Below are 21,139 nucleotides of genomic sequence, written 5' to 3'. Positions count from 1 at the left end.
GAATGACCATTGCACGCGGCCGCGGTGACCGCGCCCTCATCCGTGCCCGGAAGATCGGGCGGGTCCCGCTCAACGTTCTCGACCGCGCGGGCGAGCAGATGTCCTTCTACTCGCGCTCGATCGCGTGGATCCCGCACACGCTGGTCCACTACCGCAAGGAAGTGCTGCGGCTTCTCGCCGAGGTGAGCTTCGGCAGCGGCGCGCTCGCCGTCATCGGCGGCACGATCGGCGTGATCGTGATGATGTCCGGCTTCACGGGCGTCGTCGTCGGCATGCAGGGCTTCGCGGCCCTCGAACAGCTCGGCAGCCAGGTCCTCACCGGCTTCCTCTCGGCGTACGTCAACACCCGTGAGATCGCCCCGATCGTCGCCGCGCTCGCGCTGTCCGCGACGGTGGGTTGTGGCTTCACGGCCCAGCTCGGCGCGATGCGCATCTCCGAGGAGATCGACGCGCTCGAGGTCATGGCGGTGCCGAGCCTGCCGTTCCTCGTCACGACGCGCATGATCGCCGGCTTCGTCGCCGTCGTCCCGCTGTACATCGTCGGGTTGCTCTCGGCGTATCTGTCGTCACGGCTGATCACGACGACGGTCAACGGGCAGTCGACCGGCTCGTACGACCACTACTTCAATCTCTTCCTGCCACCCGAGGACGTTCTCTATTCGTTCGCGAAAGTGCTCGTCTTCGCGTTCGTGCTGATCCTCATCCACTGCTACTACGGCTACCACGCGTCGGGCGGCCCGGCCGGTGTCGGCGTCGCCGTCGGTCGCGCGGTGCGCACGGCGATCGTCACGGTCGCAGTTCTCGACTTCTTCCTCGGTCTCGCGATCTGGGGAACCACGACGACGGTGAGGGTCGCGGGATGACGCGTGGAGCGGTGGTCCGCCGCAGACTGCTCGGCGTGATGTTCTTCGTCGTGCTCGGGCTCTTCCTCTTCGTCACGATCGGTCAGTTCCAGGGACAGTTCACGCGCGTCGTGTCCGTCCGGCTCGTGACCGACACCGTCGGCAACGCGTTGCCGCAGCAGGCCGACGTCAAGGCCCGCGGCGTGATCGTGGGAACGGTCGAATCGACGACGACCGAGGACGGCGAGGTCACCTCGACACTCGCGATCGAACCGGCGATGGCGCCGCTGATCCCGTCGAACGCGACGGCACGGCTGCTGCCCAAGACGCTCTTCGGCGAGCGCTTCGTCTCCCTCGAGATTCCCGAGGACCCGGGGCCCGCCGTCACCGACGGCACGACGCTCTATCAGGACACCAGCGGGCACGCAGTCGAGATCAGCGAGGTCCTCGACGGACTGCTGCCGCTCCTGCAGGCCGTCCCGCCGCAGGATCTGTCCAACACACTCGGTGCGCTCGCGCAGGGATTCAGCGGTCGCGGCGAGGAGTTCGGCTTCACCCTCGACCGGCTCGAGCAGATCTTCGGTTCGGTCAACACCGAACTGCCGGCGCTCCAGGACGGGCTGCGCGGTCTCGCCGACTTCTCGGAGACCTACTCGGACGCCGGACCGCAGCTCGTGAACGCGCTCGACAATCTCCGGGTGACCGGCAACACCGTCGTCGAGAAGCAGGGAACGCTCGCTGCGCTGTACGCGTCGGGCGGAGCGAGCGCGGCGAGTACCGCGGCACTGCTCGAGAACAACCGTGAGCAGGTCATCAGTTTCGCTGCCGATTCGCGGGAGGCGCTGCAGGTGTTCGCGCGGTCGTCGCCGACCTTCGGTTGCATGCTCGGTGGATTCGCACGGACGGCGCCGGCGGCACGCGACATCATCGCGCCCGACGATCCGTTCCCGGGAGTGCGCGCGAACGTGCAGTTCACGAACCCCAAGGGCCGCTACCTGCCCAACCAGGACGAGCCGCGGCTTCTCGACGACCGGCCGCCGGCCTGTTACGACGGCTACAAGCTCGCGGGCGAGTTCTTCCCGCAGTACCCGGGCGGATCGTCGTACAACGACGGCTCCTACCAGCCGCCGTCGCGGAATCCGGGCGAGACGTGGTTCGATGCGCTGCCGGCACCGCCGGGTGTCCCGGACCAGGTTCCCGGCTGGGGCGAGCCCTCGCCGCCCGTCGTTCCCGTCGGGGCAGGCGCCGAGGTGCAGCCGGCCGCATACGCGGGCTCGGCGATCGAGCGGGAGACCCTGCAGGTCGTCTATGCCGAAGCAGGGGGAATCGAGCCGGACGACGTGCCGGGATGGACGACGGCCGTGGGGGCACCCGCGCTACGGGGAGCGGAGGTGAGTATCCGATGAGAGGGCTGGCAGCACCGCTGATCAAGCTGATCGTGTTCGCGGTCGTGACAGTGCTCGCGACCGGACTGCTCGCCGTGACCATCGCCAACATCGGCGGCGGAGGCGGCACGAAGTTCGACGCGACGTTCTCGGACGTCACGTCCCTCAACGAAGGCGACGAGGTGCGGATCGCCGGCGTGCGCGTCGGCCAGGTCGAGACGATCGAGATCGTCGACAACAACCGAGCGCGCGTCCAGTTCTCGGTCCAGGACCGGGACTGGCTGCCCGGCAGCACGATCGCGAGCCTGCGATACCGAAATCTCGTCGGTCAGCGCTACATCGCTCTCGAACAGGGCGACGGATCGCAGGGGACGAGGATCTCCGCCGGCGGGGCGATCCCGTACGAGCAGACCCGGCCCGCAGTCGATCTCACGACGCTCTTCAACGGCTTCCGGCCGCTGTTCCAGACACTCAGCGCCGACGACGTCAACAAGCTCTCGTACCAGATCATCCAGGTGTTCCAGGGGGAGGCGGGGACCATCGACCAGCTCGTTCGCAACACTGCGAGCCTCACGAACACCGTCGCCGACAAGGACCGCGTGATCGGTGAGGTCATCGACAACCTCAACTCCGTCCTCGCGACGGTCAACGAACGCGGCGACGAGTTCGACGCGCTGCTGGTGAACACGCAGCAGCTCGTGACGGGACTGGCGGCCGACCGCGGCGCGATCGGCTCGGCCGTGTCGTCGCTCGCGGGGCTGACGAACGCCACCGCGGACATTCTGGAACCGACGCGTCCCGCGGTGACGGATTCGATCGCCGCACTCACGACGCTGTCGGACACCCTCATCCGCAACGAGGACGCGCTCGACGCGACGTTGAAGACGTTCCCCGTCAAGCTCGAGGCGCTCGGGCGCGCCGCGAGCTACGGATCGTGGTTCCAGTTCTATCTGTGCGGAATCGACATCGTCGCGGGGCCGGGCAACTCGCCCCACCTGAATCTGCCCACGGGGCTGCCGACGGTCAATCAGCCGATCTACACCAATGCGGCCCAGCGCTGCACGCAGGAAGGTATGCGCCAGTTGCAGGGGCAGGGCCAGTGAGCCGCCGGCGTTCTCCCGCGGTGTCGGGAGCCATCGGAATTCTCGTGATCGTGCTGCTCACCGTCGCGGCGATGTCGCTCGATTCGCTGCCGATCGTCGGTGCGGGCTCGAAGTACAAGGCGGAGTTCTCGGAGGCCGCGGGCCTCACCTCCGGCAACGAGGTGCGCGTCGCGGGTGTCAAGGTCGGCACGGTCGACTCCGTCGAACTCGCGGGTGACCGCGTCGAGGTCGAGTTCCGGGTCAGTGGAGCGTGGATCGGCGACCAGACGTCGGCGTCGATCCGGATCAAGACGCTCCTCGGACAGAAGTTCCTCGCGCTCGACCCGCGCGGATCGGACACTCTGCGACCGGACGACGCGATCCCGCTGGAGCGCACGACGTCGCCGTACGACGTCGTCGAGGCGTTCTCGGCCGCGGCCGACACCGTGAACGACATCGACACCGAGCAGTTGGCGACGAGTATGCGAACGCTCTCGGAGGCCTTCTCGGGCACGCCCGACGACATCCGTGCGTCGCTCGACGGCGTGAGCCGGTTGTCGCAGACGATCGCGAGTCGCGATCAGGAACTGCGCACCCTGTTCGAGGCGACGTCGCGGACGACGGAGATCCTCGCCGACCGCAACGAGGAGTTCACGAAGCTCATCTCGGATGCCGGGCTGCTGCTCGCCGAGCTCGACGCCCGCAAGCAGGCGATCGGTCAGGTGCTCACGGGCACGCAACGGGTCTCGCAGGAACTGTCCGCGCTCGTCGCCGACAACCGCGAGCAGATCGGGCCCGCGCTCGACAGCCTCGACCGGGTCGTGACGCTGCTCAACGACAACCTCGGCAGCATCGACGAGGCGATGAAACTCTACGAACCGTTCGTGCGGCTCTACACGAACGTCGTCGGCAACGGCCGGTGGTTCGATCAGGTGATCGTGAACCTGCTGCCGCCGGGGCTGCCCGAGATTCCGGGCGAACGGCCTCCGGGACGCACTCTGGGGGTGAACTGACATGAGCGAGTCGCAGACCGAGCCCGACACCACTGCCGACGACGAGGCGGCGGCCGAGCGGAAGAAGGCGTCCGCCAAGCGGCGTGCGATCACGATCACGGCGATCGCGACGGTCGTCGTGGTGCTGATCGCGTTCGTGTTGTGGTGGGTGTTCGCCCGCGCGGGAACGACGAAGATCACGGCCTACTTCGACAAGTCGGTCGGCATCTACGAGGGATCGGACGTCCGGATCCTCGGCGTGAAGGTCGGCACCGTCACCGGCATCGAACCGCAGGGCGACGTCGTCCAGGTGCAGTTGCGGGTCGACCGGGGGATCGACATCCCGGCCGATGCGCGCGCAGCGCAGGTGACGCCCTCGGTGGTCGCCGATCGCTACGTCCAGCTCGCTCCCGCCTACACCGGCGGCGCGACGATGACGAGCGGCGCGACGATCCCGCGTGAGCGGACCGCGACGCCCGTCGAGGTCGACGAGCTGTACTCGAGCATCGAGCAGCTCACGTCGGCGCTCGGCCCGGACGGCGCCAACGCCGACGGCGCACTCTCGGATTTCCTGCGCAGCGGCGCGGAGAATCTCGAGGGCAACGGCGCCGCGCTGGGGCAGACGATCGAGGATCTGAGCAACGCGACCCGCACGCTCGACGACTACCGCGGCGACCTGTTCGGCACCGTCCGCAATCTGCAGACGTTCGTGAGCGCGCTCGCCGCGAACGATCAGCAGGTGCGCGAGTTCAACACGCAACTCGAGTCGGTCGCGGGGTTCCTGTCGTCCGAGCGCACCGATCTCGAGGCGGCACTCGCGACGCTCGGTCCCGCGCTCGCCGACGTCGCGGAGTTCGTGCGCGACAACCGCGACATGCTGACCCGGAACATCGACGGCCTCGTCCCCATCACGCAGACCGTCGCGGACAACCGCGATTCGCTCGTCAACGCGCTCACGTTGCTGCCGCTCGCGATCTCGAATCTCGTCAACTCGTACGACGCCGAGGCCGGCGTGCTCGCCTCCCGCGTGCACTTCCCGGAACTGCAGGATCCGGGCGACGCGATCTGCCAGCTCCTCGACCTCGGTGCCCTCGTGCCGGGAGATCCCGACTTCGAGGCGCTGGGCCGGCAGGTCCAGCCGCTGGTCGACCAGTGCGCGGGCGTCGCGGCGCAGATCACCGAGGGCTACCGGACGCCGACGACGAATCTGCCGTTCGGGATCCTGAGCGGCCAGAACATCGAGGGGACCGTCGTGCCTGGCACCGTGCCGGGCAACGTGTCGCCGCGATTCGAGAGCTTCTCGAGCGGAGGAGGACAGTGAACGCCCATCGCGCTCCGCGCCGCATCGTCGCTGTGATCGCCGCGGCCGTCGCCACGGCGACCCTCGCGTCGTGTTCGTCCGAAGGGATCTACGGGATCCCGCTGCCGGGCGGCCCCGACATCGGGGACGACCCGATGCACATCACGATCGAGTTCCGAGACGTGCTCGACCTCGTGCCGCAGACCGCCGTCAAGGTCGACGGTGTCCCCATCGGGCGGGTCGACGGCATCGCGGTCGGCGAGGACGGCTGGACGGCGACGGTCGACGTGCTGCTCGCCGAGAGCGTGGACCTTCCCGCGAACGCCGTCGCGACCGTCGATCAGACGAACCTGCTCGGTGAGAAGTTCATCCAGATCTCGGCGCCGCCGCAGGACCCTGCGTCCGCGAGGCTCGCGGACGGCGCGACCATCCCGCTGTCGGCGACCCGCGAGGCGACGCAGATCGAAGAGGTGCTCGGTGCGTTGTCGCTGCTGCTCAACGGTGGCGGCGTCGCGCAGTTGCAGCCCGTCGTGCACGAACTGAGTACGGCGCTCGACGGCCGCGAACAGGGCGTGAAGAACCTGCTCGATCAGACCAATCAGCTCGTGGACGGGCTGAACCAGCAGCGTGACGACATCACTCGCGCCCTCGACGGTCTCGACGTCCTCTCCGCGCGCACGCGCGAACAGAACGACAAGATCGCCGCGATCCTCGACGAGCTTCCGGTCGCGACCGGTGTGCTCGAGGAGCAGCGGCCGCAGTTCACGCAGTTGCTCACGCAGCTCGACCGGCTCGGCGCGGTCGGCACCGACGTGCTGACGAGGTCGCGCGACGATCTCATCAACGATCTGCTCGCATTGCGGCCGATCCTGCAGTCGCTCGCCGCGGCCGGCGACGATCTGCCGAACGCGTTGCCGTTCCTGCCGACGGTGCCGTTCCCGGACGGCGTCGAGCAGGTCGCGCTCGGCGGTTCGGTGAACCTCTGGCTCACGGTCGACACCCAGATCGGCGAGACGCTGAGCGGGCTCGGCGTGGGCAGGGGAGACCCCGTCTACGTTCCGCCGCGATGGGGTGAACCGAAGCCGGTGATCGACCCGAACAATCCGTACGTCGACGGCAACGGCCCGCGTGCCGGCTGGCCGACGGTGTCGTTGCTGCCGATCCTGCCCGAGTTCCCCGAGCTCCCCGAGATTCCGGGGCTTCCCGGACTGCCCGGCGCTCCCGCGGCGGGCGAGCCGGGCGCCGCGCCCGCGCCGTCGAACCCCTTCGACGACTTCCTGCAGCAGTTCGGAATCGGGGGTGGCCGATGAGGTCGAGACTGGTCCGCATCCAGCTGATCGCGTTCGTCGTGGTCGCCGTCCTCGGCGTCGTCTACGTCGGTGCCAAGTACGTGCGGCTCGACAAGCTGGTCGGTTTCGGCATGTACACCGTCCGCGTCGAGATGCCGGACACCGGTGGCGTGTTCACGAACGCCGAGGTGACCTATCGCGGTGTGTCGGTCGGTCGTGTCGGCGCGCTCGAACTGACGTCGACGGGCGTCGCGGTGAACCTCGAGATCGACACCGGCGGCCCGGACATTCCGGCGTCGTCGAAGGCAGTCGTCGCGAACCGTTCCGCGATCGGCGAGCAGTACGTCGATCTGCAGCCCGACACCGACCAGGGGCCGTACCTCGAAGAGGGCTCGATCATCACCGACTCCGAGCGGCCCGTGCCGATCGAGACGGTGCTCCTCAACATCGACGGTTTCGTGAAGTCGGTTCCGCTCGACGACTTCACGACGGTCGTCCACGAACTCGGTGTGGCGCTCGACGGGCGCGGCGACGACATCGGGCAGCTCGCGGATTCGCTCTCGACGCTGACCGAGACCGCCGTCGAGAATCTGCCGCAGACGCTCGCCCTGATCCGCGACAGCCGGACCGTCCTCGAGACGCAGTCGGAGCAGTCGTCCACGATTCGTTCGTTCAGCCGGTCGCTCGACGAGGTCACCGCGACGCTCCGGTCGAGCGACGGCGACCTGCGTGCCGTGATCGACAACGGTGTGCCGGCGAGCGACGAGGTCGGCACCTTCGTGAACCAGGCGGGTCCGGGCCTCACGGTGGGCCTGCAGAATCTCGCGACCTTCGGCGAGAAGCTCGCGCCGCAGGCCGTCGCGCTGCGTCCGCTGCTGCTGTTCCTCCCGGGTGTGTCGGCGGCCGCATCGACGATCGCCCCCGGCGACGGCACCGTCCACCAGGGCATCGTGCTCGAGACCAACCGGCCGCCGTCGTGCACGCTCGGTTACGAGGGAACGCACGCGATCCTCGACCGGATGCGCGCGGAGAACCCGAACTTCGACGACACGCAGCAGGACTTCCCGTTCAACAGTGCGGCGTCGTGTGAGGTGCCGCAGGGAAGCGTGACAGGTGTCCGGAGCGCGAATCGCATTGTGTACGCGGATCCGAACACGCCGCAGCCGTGGGATTCGACGCCGAAGCAGGACTCCGACCGCCTCGATCTCAACCCCATCGCGTCGCAGCTCGCGCCGCTGGTGGGAGTGACGCCGCGGTGACGCCGCGGGTGCCGCTGGCGCCCGTGGGAACGGTCGGCAACGAGACGATCAGTAGGGTGTTCGATGTGACGAGTAGTACCTCCTGGGCAGATCGCGGCCCGGACGACAACGGGCCGTCCGAGCCGCCGTACGACACACGACGCGGGCGGGGCAGCTCGGCGACGACAGCTCTGGTGGCGGCGATCGTCGCAGCGGTCGTCGCGCTCGGGGCCGCCGGGTGGTTCGGTTACGGCTGGATCCACGCCCTCGTCGTGGACAAGGGCACGGCCGATGTCCGCGACGACGCGCTCGCCGGCGCTCAGCAGGCCGCGATCAACCTCAACACCGTCGATTCGGGCGACTTCGAGGCGTCCTTCGAGAACATGCGGTCGTCGATCGTGGGCGACGAGATGAACCGGGACCTCGACGCGACGGAGGCGGGGATCACGGACGAGCTCCGGCAGCAGGGCGGGACGTCGACCGCGGAGGTCGTCGGCTCGACCCTCACCGAGCTCGACACCGACGGAAGGACCGCGACCGCACTCGTCGTGATCGAGCAGACGATGACGTGGCCGGAGCAGTACCGCGCGAGCAGGATCACGATGCGGCTCGGCGTCCAGGAGGACGGCGGGACGTGGAAGGCGGCGTCCGTCGAGCCGATCGGCGTGCCGGTCGACCTCGGTTCGGGGCCGATTCCCGGGTCCGAGCCCGCTCCGGAGGGCGAGGCCCAGCCCGAGCAGCCGGACGGTGAGCAGCAGCCCGAGCCGGCTCCTGCGCCCGGCGGCTGACGGCACGAGCTCGCGGACGAGAACGATCGAGACCAGGTGATGATGGCTACTTCCGACAACGACGACAGCAGCGCACCGGGCGGCAAGCGTCCGGGCACGCCGCGACCGGCCGGTAGGGTGCGTCGCCCCGCGCCGACCGGGAAGCGTCGCCCTCCCGTCGCGGGGACGCGCGGCCGACCGGCGGACCCGCCACGGCCGCCGCGCCCTGCCGAGCCGGAGCAGAAGTCCCCCGAGCAGCCGGAGCAGAAGCCCCCAGGGCAGCCGGCACCGAAGCCTGCCGCGCCGCTGCAGCAGGCCCCGCAGCAGCAGGTTCCGGCACAGGCACCCGCATCGGCGTCGTCCCCGTCCCGGCCCATGCCGACGATCGAGGCGGAGCGCCCGGCGCGGCCGGGCGGGCGGCCACCGTGGTTCGCGGCGGCGATCGTCGGTGTCGTGGCGGTCGCACTGGCGGCCTTCGCGGTGATCGCGGCGTTCCGGCCGGGTGCGGCCGTCGACAACCGGGCGTGGGTGGACGCCGGGGCGACGTCCGAGGTCACCGCGGCCGCGGCGAACGCGTTGCAGACGCTCTACGGGTACGACCACACGACGATCGACGAGGATTTCGACGCCGCGCGTGCGGTGCTCAGCGACGAGATGCGTGCCGAGTTCGACGAGACGGCGGACACGACGAAGGACGCGGCCCGGCAGACCCTGACCGCGACCGACGCGTCGGTGACGGACATCGGCCTCTCGCGGCTCGAATCGGATCTCGCCGAGTTCACGGCGTACGTGACGGTGAGCGTGACGCGGGACGGTATCGCGGTGCAGAGCAGTGGCGGCCCCGTCACGGGGACGATGGCGAACACGGGCGACGGCTGGGTGCTCTCGCACATCGCCGACGCGCAGTGAGCCGGGACCGGTCCGGGCCGCCGACCCGCTCGATCGCGATCGCGCCGTCCGTTACGTCTTGACGTGACGGCGCGGACGCGTCACTCTATGCAGGTCACCTCGATGTGATCTCTCGCGGCAGAGCTGCAGCCAAGCGGCCGCATGCGATCGGAGCGTGGCGTATTCTGTACGCCTTTCTGGACTCCTGGTCGCTTTTGGTGTAAGTTTGGAGGTTGCGCTGGCTGCCTCCTGTTCACCCTTCGTCCGACCTCGGGAAACGACTCTCGTTTCCACCTCGGCTGACGAGTTTCGTTCGGGTTGCGACCAGCGGAATTCGAAGCAGATACAGCGGCGGCCGCGCCAGTGGGAGCGGCCCGCGTGAGGTGCTGGAAGGACGCATCTTGGCAGTCTCTAGCCAGACCAAGGCAACAACCGGATCCGCGACATCCGGAATCCCAGGAGCCCCCAAGCGGGTCTCGTTCGCGAAGATCAGCGAACAGCTCCCGGTCCCCGGGCTCCTCGATCTCCAAACGGAATCCTTCGAGTGGCTGGTCGGTACGCCTCGCTGGCGTGAGCTCGCGGCAGCTCGTGGCGACGCCAATCCCACCGGTGGTCTCGACGACGTCCTGACGGAACTGTCCCCGATCGAGGACTTCTCCGGTTCGATGTCGCTCTCCTTCTCCGATCCGCGCTTCGACGAGGTCAAGGCCTCCGTCGAGGAGTGCGAGGACAAGGACATGACCTACGCGGCGCCGCTGTTCGTCACCGCGGAGTTCATCAACAACAACACGGGCGAGATCAAGAGCCAGACGGTCTTCATGGGTGATTTCCCGATGATGACCGACAAGGGCACCTTCATCATCAACGGCACCGAGCGTGTCGTCGTCAGCCAGCTCGTCCGCAGCCCCGGCGTCTACTTCGACGAAACGATCGACAAGAGCACCGAGAAGACGCTGCACAGCGTCAAGGTCATCCCGGGCCGCGGTGCGTGGCTCGAGTTCGACGTCGACAAGCGCGACACCGTCGGCGTGCGTATCGACCGCAAGCGTCGTCAGCCCGTCACCGTGCTGCTCAAGGCGCTCGGCTGGACGACCGAGCAGATCGCCGAGCGGTTCGGCTTCTCCGAGATCCTCATGGCGACGCTCGAGAAGGACAACACCGCAGGCACCGACGAGGCGCTGCTCGACATCTACCGCAAGCTGCGCCCGGGTGAGCCGCCCACGAAGGAGTCCGCGCAGACCCTCCTGGAGAACCTGTTCTTCAAGGACAAGCGCTACGACCTCGCGCGCGTCGGCCGCTACAAGATCAACAAGAAGCTCGGCCTGAACTCGGGCCAGCCGATCGAGGCCTCGACCCTCACCGAAGAGGACATCGTCGCGACGATCGAGTACCTCGTGCGGCTGCACGCGGGCGAGACGTCGATGACGGTTCCCGGTGGCGTCGAGGTCCCCGTCGAGACCGACGACATCGACCACTTCGGCAACCGCCGCCTGCGTACCGTCGGCGAGCTCATCCAGAACCAGATCCGCGTGGGTCTGTCCCGGATGGAGCGCGTCGTGCGCGAGCGGATGACGACGCAGGACGTCGAGGCGATCACGCCGCAGACCCTGATCAACATCCGCCCGGTCGTCGCTGCGATCAAGGAGTTCTTCGGAACGTCGCAGCTGTCGCAGTTCATGGATCAGAACAACCCGCTGTCGGGCCTGACCCACAAGCGCCGTCTCTCGGCGCTGGGCCCCGGTGGTCTGAGCCGTGAGCGTGCGGGCCTCGAGGTCCGCGACGTCCACCCGTCGCACTACGGCCGCATGTGCCCGATCGAGACCCCCGAGGGTCCGAACATCGGCCTGATCGGCTCGCTGTCGGTGTACGCGCGGGTCAACCCGTTCGGCTTCATCGAGACGCCCTACCGCAAGGTCGTCGACGGCGTCGTCACCGACGAGGTCGTCTACCTGACCGCGGACGAAGAGGATCGCTACGTCAAGGCCCAGGCGAACGCCAAGGTCGACGCCGACGGCCGCTTCGTCGAGGATCGCGTTCTCGTCCGCCGTAAGGGCGGCGAGGTCGAGCTCATCGGGCCGTCCGAGGTCGACTACATGGACATCTCGCCGCGCCAGATGGTCTCGGTCGCGACCGCGATGATTCCGTTCCTCGAGCACGACGACGCGAACCGCGCCCTGATGGGTGCGAACATGCAGCGTCAGGCGGTTCCGCTGATCCGCAGCGAGTCGCCGGTCGTGGGTACGGGCATGGAGTTGCGCGCCGCGGTCGACGCGAGCGAGGTCATCGTCACCGACAAGTCCGGTGTGATCGAAGAGGTCTCCGCCGACTACGTCACCGTGATGGCCGACGACGGCTCGCGCCGTACGTACCGGCTCGACAAGTTCGCGCGCTCGAACCAGGGCACGTGCAGCAACCAGCGTCCGATCGTGGACGAGGGTCAGCGCGTCGAGTCCGGCCAGGTCCTCGCCGACGGGCCGTGCACCGAGAACGGTGAGATGGCGCTCGGCAAGAACCTGCTCGTGGCGATCATGCCGTGGGAGGGTCACAACTACGAGGACGCGATCATCCTGAGCCAGCGGCTCGTGGAGGAGGACGTGCTCACCTCGATCCACATCGAGGAGCACGAGATCGACGCTCGCGACACCAAGCTCGGTGCCGAGGAGATCACGCGCGACATCCCGAACGTCTCGGACGAGGTCCTCGCGGATCTCGACGAACGTGGCATCGTCCGGATCGGCGCCGAGGTGCGCGACGGCGACGTGCTGGTCGGCAAGGTCACGCCGAAGGGCGAGACGGAGCTGACCCCGGAGGAGCGCCTGCTGCGCGCGATCTTCGGCGAGAAGGCGCGCGAGGTGCGCGACACGTCGCTCAAGGTTCCGCACGGCGAGTCGGGCAAGGTCATCGGCGTCCGCGTGTTCTCGCGTGAGGACGACGACGATCTGCCTCCGGGCGTCAACGAGCTCGTGCGTGTCTACGTGGCGCAGAAGCGCAAGATCCAGGACGGCGACAAGCTCGCCGGCCGGCACGGCAACAAGGGCGTCATCGGCAAGATCCTCCCGCAGGAGGACATGCCGTTCCTGCCCGACGGCACCCCGGTCGACATCATCCTGAACACGCACGGCGTGCCGCGTCGTATGAACATCGGTCAGGTCCTCGAGACGCATCTCGGCTGGATCGGCAAGGCCGGCTGGAAGGTGTCCGTCGCGGACACGGGCGATCGTCCCGACTGGGCGCAGAACCTGCCCGAGGAGATGCTCGAGGCACCCGCCGACTCCAACATCGCGACGCCGGTCTTCGACGGCGCGAAGGAGGAGGAGCTCACGGGTCTGCTCGGCTCGACGCTCCCGAACCGCGACGGCGAGGTGATGGTCGGGCCGGACGGCAAGGCCACGCTGTTCGACGGTCGTTCGGGCGAGCCGTTCCCGTACCCGGTCGCGGTCGGCTACATGTACATCATCAAGCTGCACCACCTCGTCGACGACAAGATCCACGCGCGTTCGACGGGTCCGTACTCGATGATCACGCAGCAGCCGCTCGGCGGTAAGGCGCAGTTCGGCGGTCAGCGCTTCGGTGAGATGGAATGTTGGGCCATGCAGGCGTACGGCGCTGCCTACACCCTGCAGGAACTGCTGACCATCAAGTCCGACGACGTCGTCGGCCGCGTCAAGGTGTACGAGGCCATCGTCAAGGGCGAGAACATCCCCGAGCCGGGCATCCCCGAGTCGTTCAAGGTTCTGCTCAAGGAACTCCAGTCGCTGTGCCTGAACGTCGAGGTGCTCTCGAGCGACGGTGCTGCCATCACGATGGCGGACACCGACGACGAGGATCTCGAGCGGGCCGCGGCGAACCTGGGCATCAACCTGTCCCGGAACGAATCGGCCACGGTGGACGATCTCGCGAACTGATTCGGTACCCGAGGGCCACGGCCTCCGTGGCCCTCGGGACCCGTTGTTCACAGTGAATTTGGCAGACAAGGAAAGGCGGGTCACTCCGCTGATCCGCAATCCCTATGGGGAAAGGAAGTTACGTGCTCGACGTCAACTTCTTCGATGAACTCCGAATCGGTCTCGCCAGTGCGGAGGACATCCGCAACTGGTCCTACGGCGAGGTCAAGAAGCCGGAGACCATCAACTACCGCACGCTCAAGCCCGAGAAGGACGGCCTCTTCTGCGAGAAGATCTTCGGCCCCACCCGGGACTGGGAGTGCTACTGCGGCAAGTACAAGCGTGTCCGCTTCAAGGGCATCATCTGTGAGCGCTGCGGCGTCGAGGTGACGAAGGCCAAGGTGCGCCGTGAGCGCATGGGCCACATCGAACTCGCCGCTCCGGTCACTCACATCTGGTACTTCAAGGGTGTGCCGAGCCGGCTCGGTTACCTGCTCGACCTCGCGCCGAAGGATCTCGAGAAGATCATCTACTTCGCCGCGTACGTCATCGTCGGCGTCGACGACGAGCTCCGTCACAACGAGCTCTCGACTCTCGAAGCCGAGATGGAGGTCGAGAAGAAGACCGTCGCCGATCAGCGCGACGCCGATCTCGAGGCCCGGGCGCAGAAGCTCGAAGCCGACCTCGCGGAGCTCGAGGCGGAGGGCGCGAAGTCCGACGTCCGCCGCAAGGTCAAGGACGGCGGCGAGCGCGAGATGCGTCAGCTGCGCGACCGCGCCCAGCGTGAGCTCGACCGGCTCGAGGAGATCTGGAACACCTTCACGAAGCTCGCCGTCAAGCAGCTGATCGTGGACGAGGTGCTCTACCGCGAGCTCGTCGACCGCTACGGCGAGTACTTCACGGGTGCGATGGGTGCCGAGGCCATCCAGGTCCTCATGCAGAACTTCGACATCGACGCCGAGGCAGAGCTGCTGCGCGAGATCATCCGCAGCGGCAAGGGGCAGAAGAAGCTGCGTGCGCTCAAGCGGCTCAAGGTCGTCGCGGGCTTCCAGGCCAGCGGCAACTCGCCGATGGGCATGGTTCTCGACGCCGTCCCGGTGATCCCGCCGGAGCTGCGCCCGATGGTGCAGCTCGACGGTGGCCGGTTCGCGACGTCGGACCTGAACGACCTGTACCGCCGCGTGATCAACCGCAACAACCGCCTCAAGCGACTGATCGATCTCGGTGCGCCCGAGATCATCGTCAACAACGAGAAGCGGATGCTGCAGGAGTCCGTGGACGCACTGTTCGACAACGGCCGTCGTGGCCGTCCGGTGACGGGTCCGGGCAACCGCCCGCTCAAGTCGCTGTCGGATCTGCTCAAGGGCAAGCAGGGCCGGTTCCGTCAGAACCTGCTCGGCAAGCGCGTCGACTACTCGGGCCGTTCGGTCATCGTCGTCGGCCCGCAGCTCGAACTGCACCAGTGCGGTCTGCCGAAGCTCATGGCGCTCGAGCTGTTCAAGCCGTTCGTCATGAAGCGTCTGGTCGATCTGAACCACGCGCAGAACATCAAGTCGGCGAAGCGGATGGTCGAGCGGCAGCGGCCGCAGGTGTGGGACGTCCTCGAAGAGGTCATCGCCGAGCACCCCGTGCTGCTCAACCGTGCACCGACGCTGCACCGTCTGGGTATCCAGGCGTTCGAGCCGCAGCTCGTCGAGGGCAAGGCGATCCAGCTGCACCCGCTCGTCTGTGAGGCGTTCAACGCCGACTTCGACGGTGACCAGATGGCGGTGCACCTGCCGCTGTCGGCCGAGGCTCAGGCCGAGGCGCGGATCCTGATGCTGTCGTCGAACAACATCCTCTCGCCCGCGTCGGGTCGCCCCCTCGCCATGCCGCGTCTCGACATGGTGACGGGTCTGTTCCACCTGACCCGCAAGGTCGACGGCGCCGTCGGCGAGTACCGCGCCGCGACGAACGACGAGCCGGAGTTCGGCGTGTACAGCTCGCCGGCCGAGGCACAGATGGCCGTCGATCTCGGCGACCTGTCGGTCCAGGCGGAGATCAAGGTGCGGCTGACGGATCAGCGTCCGCCGCGCGAGGTCGAGGAAGAGCTGTTCCCCGAGGGCTGGGTCCGCGGCGAGCAGTGGTCGACCACGACGACGCTCGGCCGGGTGCTGTTCAACGAGCTGCTCCCGTCGGACTACCCGTTCATCGACGAGCCGATGCCGAAGAAGCGGCAGGCGACGATCATCAACGATCTCGCCGAGCGGTACCCGATGATCGTGGTCGCCCAGACCGTCGACAAGCTCAAGGACGCCGGCTTCTACTGGGCCACGCGTTCGGGTGTCACGGTCGCGATGTCGGACGTTCTGGTTCCGCCGGAGAAGCCCGAGATCATGGAGCGCTACGAGGCGCAGGCCGATCAGATCGAGAAGAAGTACCAGCGCGGCGCGCTCAACCACGCCGAGCGCAACAGTGCTCTCGTCAAGATCTGGTCGGAGGCGACCGACGAGGTCGGTAAGGCCATGGAGGCGCACTACCCCGACGACAACCCGATCATCATGATCCCGAAGTCCGGCGCGACCGGAAACATGACGCAGGTGCGAAACCTGTCGGGCATGAAGGGTCTGGTGACGAACCCGAAGGGTGAGTTCATCCCGCGGCCGATCAAGTCCTCGTTCCGTGAGGGCCTGACCGTTCTCGAGTACTTCATCAACACGCACGGCGCCCGTAAGGGTCTCGCCGACACCGCGCTGCGTACGGCGGACTCGGGTTACCTGACCCGTCGTCTCGTCGACGTGTCGCAGGACGTCATCGTTCGCGAGACGGACTGTGGCACCGAACGCGGCATCGTCGTTCCGCTGGGCGAGAAGCAGGCCGACGGCTCGATCATCCGCGACGCGCACGTCGAGACGTCGACCTACGCCCGCACGCTCGCGGCGGACGCGGTCGACGAGAACGGCAACGTCGTCGTCGAGCGGGGTCACGATCTCGGTGATCCGGCGATCGACGCGCTGCTCGCAGCGGGTATCGCGCAGGTCAAGGTCCGTTCGGTCCTCACCTGTGCGACCGGTACGGGTGTGTGTGCGACGTGCTACGGCCGTTCGATGGCGACCGGCAAGCTCGTCGACATCGGCGAGGCCGTCGGTATCGTCGCCGCGCAGTCGATCGGTGAGCCCGGCACGCAGCTGACGATGCGTACCTTCCACCAGGGTGGCGTCGGTGAGGACATCACCGGTGGTCTGCCGCGTGTCCAGGAGCTGTTCGAGGCTCGTGTGCCCAAGGGCAAGGCGCCCATCGCCGATGTCACGGGACGCGTCCAGCTCGACGAGGGCGATCGCTTCTACAAGATCACGATCGTTCCCGACGACGGCGGCGAGGAAGTCGTCTACGACAAGCTCTCGAAGCGTCAGCGTCTGCGTGTGTTCAAGCACGACGACGGGACCGAGCGGCTGCTGTCGGACGGTGACCACGTCGAGGTCGGTCAGCAGCTCATGGAAGGTGCTGCCGATCCGCACGAGGTGCTCCGTGTGATGGGCCCCCGGCAGGTGCAGATCCACCTCGTCAACGAGGTGCAGGAGGTGTACCGGAGCCAGGGTGTGTCGATCCACGACAAGCACATCGAGGTCATCGTGCGCCAGATGCTGCGTCGCGTCACGATCATCGATTCGGGTGCGACGGAGTTCCTGCCCGGCTCGCTGGTCGAGCGTGCCGAGTTCGAGGCGGCGAACCGTCGCGTCGTGTCCGAGGGTGGCGAGCCCGCTGCGGGTCGTCCGGTCCTCATGGGCATCACGAAGGCGTCGCTCGCGACCGATTCGTGGCTGTCGGCGGCCTCCTTCCAGGAGACCACCCGCGTGCTCACGGACGCCGCGATCAACTGCCGCTCCGACAAGCTCGTCGGCCTGAAGGAGAACGTGATCATCGGCAAGCTGATCCCGGCCGGCACCGGCATCAACCGGTACCGGAACATCCAGGTGCAGCCGACCGAGGAAGCACGTGCGGCCGCCTACGCGGTGCCGAGCTACGACGACCAGTACTACAGCCCGGACGGCTTCGGCCAGAACACCGGTGCTGCGGTCCCGCTGGACGACTACGGCTTCGGTAGCGACTACCGGTAAAGCGTGAGACGAACGAACCCCCCGCTCGATTCGAGCGGGGGGTTCGTTCGTGTGTGGGTTCGTCGTGTGTGGTGGTGCGTGTCAGCCGAGCAGGCCGGTTTCGAGAAAGCGCAGCAGCATCGCGAGACCGTCGCGGTCGCTGCCCTCCCACGACGTGACGAACGCCGAGGCGATCTCCGAGATCAGGGACGCGGTGAACTCGGGGGTGCCGGGGAGCGTGGCGCCCGATTCCGAGAGCGCTTCGAGGATCTCGGCCCAGGGCTCGAGCTGGACCGCCCACCAGTCGCGCATTCCGGCAGCGAAAGCGTGATCGACGAGCGACGCCTCGCGGAGCGCGTCGACGATCGCGCGATGGCGTGCCTGCACGAGCCAGTACACCGCGAGTTGATCGACGAGATCGCCGAGCCCGCTGGTCTCGCGCAGGGACGCGATCAGTTCGTCGTCGAACTCGTCGTCGTCGAGCCGTTCGGCGAGGGCGAGCAGGACCGAGTCCTTGCCGTCGAAGTGCGCCGCGAACTCGGCGGGGGTGACCCGGGCGTATTCGGTGATGTCGGGTACCGACGTCCCGAGATAGCCGCGGTCGGAGAACAGTTCCTCGGCGGCGTCGAGGACGGCGAGCCGCCGGGAATCGGCGGCTGTTCCCGAATCGTGTGGTGTCCCTGGATCGTCCGCTGTCGCTGGATCGTCGGCTGTCGCTGGATCGTCGGCTGTGCCACTCACCCTTCCACTGTCTCACGCTCGCGGCCGGTGCGGCGGGCCCTCACCGGTGCGCGGGACGGGCGCTCACGTGTGCGACGGCCTTGACGGCGTCGCCGGATCGGAACCACACGGTGAGGGTGTCGCCGCTGTGCCGGGTGCGGAGTGCGATCTCGTCGGTGCGGGCGATGGGGGCGAGGTATTCCACGACGGCGCGGTAAGGCCCGTCGACGAGGCCCGCGTCGCTCTGCGCGATCGCTTCCTCGACGGCCTGCCAGTGCACGGCGTTGTTGACGTGGTCGAAGGGGTCGATGTCGGTGTGGCGGAGCGTGAAGGGCAGATCGCGGACACCGGGATCGTCGGCCGCGGGGAGCGGCTCGTCGAGCCATCGCGACCAGCGGAGCCGGCTGTCGTCGGTCGCGCGAGCGAAGCGGGCGAGGAAGTCGTCGGAAATGCGGGTCGGCATGCCGGTCTCGCCGCTGATGTTGATCCAGAATCCGGACGTCTCGATGCGGGCGCCGCGGTCTCCGGTGATGGAGACGCGCATCTGCGACCAACGGGTGGAGAATCCCGAGCACCAGCGGCGCAGGGTGAGCTTCTCGGTGCCCGAGTTGGGGGTCTCGACGTCGACGACGGTGCGCCGGACGATCCAGTAGGGGTGGCTGGTGATGGCGTCGACGGCGACGAGGTTGTCGTTGCCGACGTCCTGGAGGTAGCGGGCGATGCCGTCGAGGCGTAGGCGGTTCGCGTTGTCGACGTCGCCGGTGCGGATCGTGTAGGCGGCGTCGAAGAACTCGGCGTCGGGGAATCCGGCGCCGTCCGGGGCGGGTGGCAGCGCGGCGTGGAGTGGGCTCGTCATGAATGTGGATTGTGGCACCGATGGGCGGTGCTTGTTTTGCGAGACACGGATCACTACTGTGGACGTTAAGTGTTACCCAGTGTCACATTCAGGCTCGGTGCCGGGCATCCGGCGCGAAAGGCGGGACCCGCGATGGCGTACGTGATCACGCAAGCATGCTGCAACGACGCGAGTTGCGTGTCGGCGTGCCCGGTGAACTGTATTCACCCGACCCCGGAGGAGCGGCAGTTCGCGCAGACGGAGATGCTCCACATCGACCCGGAGACGTGCATCGACTGCGGTGCGTGTGTCGATGCGTGCCCGGTCGACGCGATCTTCCCCGAGGACAAGCTCTTCGGCTCGCTCGAGCGGTACAAGGAGATCAACGCCGACTACTACCGGCGCAACCCGATGCCGACCGACTGGATCCCGCTCGAGCCCGAGGTGCCGCCGAAGCGCGGCCTCGGCACGCTGCGCGTCGCGATCGTCGGGGCCGGGCCGGCTGCGTGCTACGCCGCCACCGAACTGCTCGAACGCTCCGACATCGAGGTCGAGATGTACGAGCGGCTCGCCTCGCCATGGGGCCTCGTCCGTGCGGGAGTGGCGCCCGATCATCCCGGCACGAAGGAAGTGACGCGGATGTTCGAGTGGGCGCTCGACCGCGACAACTTCACGCTGCATCTCGGTGTCGAGGTCGGCAAGGACATCACGCACGACGAACTGCTCGACACCCATCACGCGGTCCTCTACGCGGTCGGCGCGTCCGCCGATCGCAACCTCGGCATCCCCGGTGAGAGCCTTCCCGGCTCGCACGCCGCGACGGAGTTCGTCGCCTGGTACAACGGTCACCCGGACCACGCCGACCGCACGTTCGACCTCTCGGGCGAGCGAGCCGTCCTCGTCGGCAACGGCAACGTCGCGCTGGATGTCGCGCGGATCCTCACGATGGACGTCGACGAGCTCGCGCGCACCGACATCGCCGATCACGCACTCGATGCATTGCGCCGGAGCAACATCCGCGAGGTCGTCCTGCTCGGGCGTCGCGGCTCGGCGCAGGCCGCGTACTCGAACCCCGAGTTCCTGGCGCTGGGCGATCTGAACGGCGTCGACGTCGTGATCGACCCTGCCGAACTCGAGCTCGATGCCGTGAGCGCCGCACTGATCGATCCCGAGTCGCCGGCCTACGATTCCGCAGTCGCGATGAAGGTCCAGCTCGCCCGCGAGTACGCCGCGCGCGAGTCGCGCCCGGGTGCGAAGCGCATCGTCTTCCGGTACCTCGCCGCACCCGTCGCGGTCACGGGCAGCGAGTCCGCCGAGGGGGTGCGCGTCGTCCGCAACGAACTGGTCGACGTCGAGGGTGTCGTGGCAGCGCGGCCCACGGGCGAGCACACCGAGATCGAAGCGGGGCTCGTGCTCCGCTCGATCGGCTACCGTGGCCGCCCGGTCCCGGGCGTGCCGTTCGACGACACGCGCGGTGTCGTCCCCAACGAGAACGGCCGGGTCGCCGATCGCGTCTACACGGCGGGCTGGATCAAGCGTGGTCCGAGCGGGGTCATCGGCACGAACAAGGCGTGCGCCAAGGAGACGGTGGCGCAGGTGCTCGCGGACTTCGAGAGCGGTGCACTGCGTCGCGACGTGGGCACGAGCCGCGACGTCGCCGCGCTCCTCGCGCGCCGCGGGGCCGCCGACGTCGGATGGGACGGCTGGCGTGCGATCGACCGCGAGGAACTGGTCCGCGGTCGCGACAACGGGCGGCCGCGCGTGAAGTTCACCGACATCGGGCAGATGCTCGAGATCGGCGCGAAGTCGCGGCGCAAGCTGCGGTTGTTCGCACGCTGAGG

The 21,139-nt window shown here is 67.9% G+C and carries 14 protein-coding genes; 12 read left to right on the top strand and 2 right to left on the bottom strand.

Features of this window, described 5'->3' with window-relative positions; all coding sequences use genetic code 11:
- Positions 1-2 precede the first annotated feature (2 nt).
- The 11 genes from RR1_RS01080 to RR1_RS01030 all read left to right on the top strand — a co-directional run bounded on the left by RR1_RS01080 (position 3) and on the right by RR1_RS01030 (position 17,764).
- The gene (locus tag RR1_RS01080; RefSeq protein ID WP_010838206.1) at positions 3-863 is read left to right on the top strand and encodes an MlaE family ABC transporter permease; all 861 of its coding nucleotides are present in this window, start codon (positions 3-5) and stop codon (positions 861-863) included.
- Positions 860-2,248 (top strand): MCE family protein, encoded by a 1,389-nt coding sequence (locus RR1_RS01075; RefSeq protein WP_072713592.1) that lies wholly within the window; start codon positions 860-862, stop codon positions 2,246-2,248. The genes RR1_RS01080 and RR1_RS01075 overlap by 4 nt, the downstream gene beginning before the upstream one ends.
- Positions 2,245-3,330: an MCE family protein gene (locus RR1_RS01070; protein WP_010838218.1), complete on the top strand. Its 1,086-nt coding sequence runs from the start codon at positions 2,245-2,247 to the stop codon at positions 3,328-3,330. Before RR1_RS01075 ends, RR1_RS01070 begins: the two co-directional genes overlap by 4 nt.
- Complete coding sequence (locus tag RR1_RS01065; RefSeq protein ID WP_040773183.1) at positions 3,327-4,322, top strand: MCE family protein; 996 nt, start codon at positions 3,327-3,329, stop codon at positions 4,320-4,322. Before RR1_RS01070 ends, RR1_RS01065 begins: the two co-directional genes overlap by 4 nt.
- A 1-nt stretch (position 4,323) precedes the next feature.
- On the top strand, positions 4,324-5,622 hold the full coding sequence (locus tag RR1_RS01060) for an MCE family protein (RefSeq protein WP_010838216.1): 1,299 nt from the start codon (positions 4,324-4,326) through the stop codon (positions 5,620-5,622).
- Positions 5,619-6,911, top strand: a complete 1,293-nt coding sequence (locus RR1_RS01055; RefSeq protein WP_010838215.1) for an MCE family protein — start codon at positions 5,619-5,621, stop codon at positions 6,909-6,911. The genes RR1_RS01060 and RR1_RS01055 overlap by 4 nt, the downstream gene beginning before the upstream one ends.
- Entirely contained in the window at positions 6,908-8,149 is a 1,242-nt protein-coding gene (locus tag RR1_RS01050; RefSeq protein ID WP_010838214.1) for an MCE family protein, read from the top strand. The genes RR1_RS01055 and RR1_RS01050 overlap by 4 nt, the downstream gene beginning before the upstream one ends.
- A 170-nt stretch (positions 8,150-8,319) precedes the next feature.
- Positions 8,320-8,916 carry a hypothetical protein gene (locus RR1_RS01045; RefSeq protein ID WP_371836768.1) on the top strand — a complete coding sequence of 199 codons (597 nt, stop codon included), beginning with the start codon at positions 8,320-8,322 and terminating at the stop codon, positions 8,914-8,916.
- Positions 8,917-8,955: 39 nt separating this feature from the next.
- Positions 8,956-9,804: a hypothetical protein gene (locus RR1_RS21770; RefSeq protein ID WP_143153649.1), complete on the top strand. Its 849-nt coding sequence runs from the start codon at positions 8,956-8,958 to the stop codon at positions 9,802-9,804.
- 362 nt (positions 9,805-10,166) lie between these two features.
- Positions 10,167-13,688, top strand: coding sequence for a DNA-directed RNA polymerase subunit beta (gene rpoB / locus RR1_RS01035; protein WP_010838210.1), 3,522 nt, complete (start codon positions 10,167-10,169; stop codon positions 13,686-13,688).
- Positions 13,689-13,810: 122 nt separating this feature from the next.
- Positions 13,811-17,764, top strand: a complete 3,954-nt coding sequence (locus RR1_RS01030; protein WP_040773180.1) for a DNA-directed RNA polymerase subunit beta' — start codon at positions 13,811-13,813, stop codon at positions 17,762-17,764.
- A gap of 81 nt (positions 17,765-17,845) precedes the next feature.
- Here RR1_RS01030 and RR1_RS01025 read toward each other — a convergent pair whose 3' ends face one another.
- Positions 17,846-18,484: a TetR/AcrR family transcriptional regulator gene (locus RR1_RS01025; protein ID WP_010838208.1), complete on the bottom strand. Its 639-nt coding sequence runs from the start codon at positions 18,482-18,484 to the stop codon at positions 17,846-17,848.
- A gap of 40 nt (positions 18,485-18,524) precedes the next feature.
- Positions 18,525-19,319: an acyl-[acyl-carrier-protein] thioesterase gene (locus tag RR1_RS01020; RefSeq protein ID WP_081634151.1), complete on the bottom strand. Its 795-nt coding sequence runs from the start codon at positions 19,317-19,319 to the stop codon at positions 18,525-18,527.
- A 132-nt stretch (positions 19,320-19,451) separates the two neighbouring features.
- Between RR1_RS01020 and RR1_RS01015 the strand changes: the two genes are divergently transcribed.
- Complete coding sequence (locus tag RR1_RS01015) at positions 19,452-21,137, top strand: FAD-dependent oxidoreductase (protein WP_072713591.1); 1,686 nt, start codon at positions 19,452-19,454, stop codon at positions 21,135-21,137.
- Positions 21,138-21,139: the final 2 nt, after the last annotated feature.

It is taken from the genome of Rhodococcus rhodnii NBRC 100604, assembly GCF_001894925.1.
Classification (GTDB): domain Bacteria; phylum Actinomycetota; class Actinomycetes; order Mycobacteriales; family Mycobacteriaceae; genus Rhodococcus_F; species Rhodococcus_F rhodnii.
This window is presented reverse-complemented; position numbering and strand designations above follow the sequence as displayed.